This is a genomic window from uncultured Nocardioides sp., assembly GCF_902805925.1.
Classification (GTDB): domain Bacteria; phylum Actinomycetota; class Actinomycetes; order Propionibacteriales; family Nocardioidaceae; genus Nocardioides.
In genome coordinates this window covers 1-3,161 of the sequence record NZ_CADCUP010000010.1, presented here as the reverse complement: position 1 = coordinate 3,161, position 3,161 = coordinate 1, and the positions used below count along the sequence as shown (strand labels likewise).

The following is a 3,161-nucleotide window of genomic DNA, read 5'->3' as shown; positions in this document are numbered from 1 at the left end:
GATCACGAACACCGTGCCGCCGCGGCGTACGACGCGCCCGAGCTCGCGGAGCCCCGGCTCGCAGCCCGGACCGAAGAAGTAGGCCAGGCGCGCCTGCACCCAGTCGACGCTCGCGTCGGGCAGGGGGATGCGCTCCGCGAGCCCCGCCAGCACCGAGACGTTCGCTAGCGCACGCGTGCGCCGGCGGGCGATGGCCACCAGGTCGGGGTGCGGCTCGACGCCGGTCACCGACCGCGCCGCTGCCGCCCAGAGCGGCAGGTGGAAGCCGGTGCCGCACCCGAGGTCCAGCACGTCGCGGCCCGCCCAGTCGGCCACCGACCGCAGGGCCTCCAGGAGCCGGCCGTCGGGGTCGGCGGCCCGGTTCTCGAGCTCGTACGTCGCCGGGTGGTGCCAGATGTTGGGGCTCGGGACGGCCCCCGGCACGGTCAGCCCCGCCGGGTTCAGATGCGGACGAGGCCGGCCGGCGTCTGGAACTTCGCCGCGAGCACGCCCGGCGTGCCGTGCGGGGCGACCCAGTCGACCTTGACGTCCTCGAGCGGCTGCTCCACCGACTGGCCGAGCCACTCGCTGACCCGATGGGAGTCACCGGCGATCTCGAGGCAGGCGAGGGAGAACGCCCCTGAGCCACCGTGGCCGGGGTGCAGCTCGGCGGGCACCTCCCACTTGATGAAGAACGGCAGCTGCGGGTCGCTGATCAGGCCGTTGACGCCGATCTGCTGCCACAGCAGCTCGGTGCCGTCGGGGCGGTGGCGATTGCCCTTGACCGCCTCGCGGCCGAGGCGGGCCTCCACCACGGTGAGGTCGTCGACCGAGACGCACCAGCCCAGCCAGCCGCCGCCGAGCAGCGAGCGGGCCCGCACGGCCTGTCCGAACGGGGCCTTGTCGGAGGCCGGGTGGTCGAGGACCTCGACGATCTCGAGGTAGGTGCCCTCGGAGAGCGGCAGGGTCATGTTGCGTGTGCCGAAGCGTGGGTGGACCCCACCGTCGAGGAAGTCGGTCCCGAGAAGTGCCCCCAGGCGCCGAGCGGTGCTGGCGAGGCCGTCCGGTCCGGCGGCGTACGAGAGGTGGTCCAGGCGCATGCCAGCATTCTGATCCGCGCATCCGCCGGCCGGGACACTGGGGGTCGAGTGTCTTGATGTCAAGAATTCTGGAGGGTGCGGGCGGGTGGTGGGGGATCCCCGGATATCCGGGGATCCCCTCGGTTAGCGGGCGTTGCAACGCATCCAAACCGCGAGGAACCAGTACGAAGGTCAATCCGCGGCGGCGGGCCTAGTGCGGGTCGGCCGGGTGGATCGCGAGCAGAGACCGCGACCTCAGGTGCGCCTCGCAGTGCCGCGCCAGCTCGACGTAGCCCGCCGGGCCCATCAGCTCGGTCAGCTCGGGCTGGTTGGTGACGTACAGCGGCTCCGGCGCCACGTGCGCCTCGGTGTTGGCCGTGCAGTACCAGTCCAGGTCGTGCCCGCCCGGACCCCAGCCGGCGCGCTCGTACTCCCCGATGCTGACCTCCGTGTACGACGTCTCGTCGGGCCGCTCGACGGTGCGGAACGCCCGCCGGATGGGCAGCTGCCAGCACACGTCGGGCTTGGTCTCCAGCGGGTTGCGCCCCTGCTCCAGCGCGAGGGTGTGCAGCGCGCAGCCGGCGCCGGCGTGGAAGTCGGTGCGGTTGTGGAAGACGCAGCCGTCCTGGCCGTCGACCTCGACGACCAGCGTCTTGCGCTCGCCGTCGTCGTCGGCCTCCACCCAGTCGGAGCGGCGCACCGTGCGCCCCGGGTGGAGCTGCCACTGCGCCGGCGTCAGCTGCGCGACGAACCCCGCGACCCGCCGCTCGTCGGCCTTGTCGGAGAAGTGGGCGCCCAGGGTGCAGCAGCCGGTGTCGGGGGAGGAGGCGTAGATGCCCTGGCAGCCCCGCCCGAAGATGCACGTGTAGCTCGACGTCAGCCAGGTCAGGTCGCACCGGAAGACCTGGCTCGCGTCGGCCGGGTCGACGAACTCCACCCATGCGCGCGGGAAGACCGGGTCCACTTCAGGCACGCCCTCAACCTACTGTCGACTAGGTTGGACCCCATGCGCCTGGGCGTCCTCGACATCGGCTCCAACACGGGGCATCTGCTCGTCGTCGACGCCCACCGCGGCGCCGCGCCCCTCCCGGCCTTCTCCTACAAGGAGCCGCTCCGGCTGGCCGAGCACCTCGACGGGAGCGGCGCGGTGACCGCCGCGGGCATCGGCGCGCTCACCTCCTTCACCGCCGGCGCGATGCAGGTCGCGGAGGACAAGGGCTGCGAGCAGATGCTGGCCTTCGCCACCTCGGCCGTCCGCGACTCCGCCAACGCCGACGACGTCCTCGCCCACGTCGAGCAGCGCACCGGCACGGCCATCGCGGTGCTGTCCGGCGAGGACGAGGCGCGCCTGACCTTCCTCGCCGTACGCCGCTGGTTCGGCTGGTCCGCGGGCCGGCTCGCGGTCTTCGACATCGGCGGCGGCTCGCTGGAGATCGCCGGGGGCACCGACGAGGAGCCCGACGTCGCGTGGTCGCTGCCGCTCGGCGCCGCGCGGCTGGCCCGCCGGTGGTTCGGCGGGTCCACGCCCGACGACGACGCCGTACGCCGCCTGCGCCGGCAGATCCGTGCCGACATCGCCCGCGACGCCGGCCACCTGCTGCGCCCCGGCACCCCCGACCGGGCGGCGGCGACATCGAAGACGTTCCGCTCGCTGGCCCGCATCTGCGGCGCCGCACCCTCCGGGGACGGTCCGCTGGTGCCGCGGTCGCTGCCCGCCGCGGCGCTCGCCGAGTGGCTGCCGAAGCTGCTGGCGCTGGCACCCGACGACCTCGCCGACCTGCCGGGCGTGTCGCCCAGCCGGGTGCACCAGATCGTGCCGGGGGCCCTGGTCGCGGAGGCGGTCATGGACATCTTCGATCTGACCGAGCTCGAGATCTGCCCGTGGGCGCTGCGCGAGGGCGTGATCCTCGAGCGCCTCGACCGGATCCGGGTCCTGTGAGCGTCACGATCGGCCTGTCCACCGCCTCGGTCTACCCCGAGTCGACGGCGCACGCCTTCGGCTACGCCGCCTCCCTGGGGTACGACGCGGTCGAGGTGATGGTCGGCATGGACGCCCTCTCCCAGCAGACCACGGCGGTCGCCGAGCTCGCCGACCACCACGGG

4 protein-coding genes are annotated in these 3,161 nt (G+C 73.4%); 1 reads left to right on the top strand and 3 read right to left on the bottom strand.

The window, feature by feature from the left end; all coding sequences use genetic code 11:
- From QZX64_RS00630 to QZX64_RS00620, 3 genes are all read right to left on the bottom strand, one after another.
- On the bottom strand, positions 1-423 hold a 423-nt coding region (locus QZX64_RS00630; RefSeq protein ID WP_295656102.1), incomplete at its 3' end, for a class I SAM-dependent methyltransferase.
- A 17-nt stretch (positions 424-440) separates the two neighbouring features.
- Positions 441-1,079, bottom strand: a complete 639-nt coding sequence (locus QZX64_RS00625; protein ID WP_295656101.1) for a VOC family protein — start codon at positions 1,077-1,079, stop codon at positions 441-443.
- Positions 1,080-1,269: 190 nt separating this feature from the next.
- Complete coding sequence (locus QZX64_RS00620) at positions 1,270-2,031, bottom strand: hypothetical protein (RefSeq protein ID WP_295656100.1); 762 nt, start codon at positions 2,029-2,031, stop codon at positions 1,270-1,272.
- Positions 2,032-2,064: 33 nt separating this feature from the next.
- On the opposite strand from QZX64_RS00620, the gene QZX64_RS00615 reads away from it, so the two are divergent.
- The gene (locus tag QZX64_RS00615) at positions 2,065-2,997 is read left to right on the top strand and encodes a Ppx/GppA phosphatase family protein (RefSeq protein WP_295656099.1); all 933 of its coding nucleotides are present in this window, start codon (positions 2,065-2,067) and stop codon (positions 2,995-2,997) included.
- Positions 2,998-3,161: the final 164 nt, after the last annotated feature.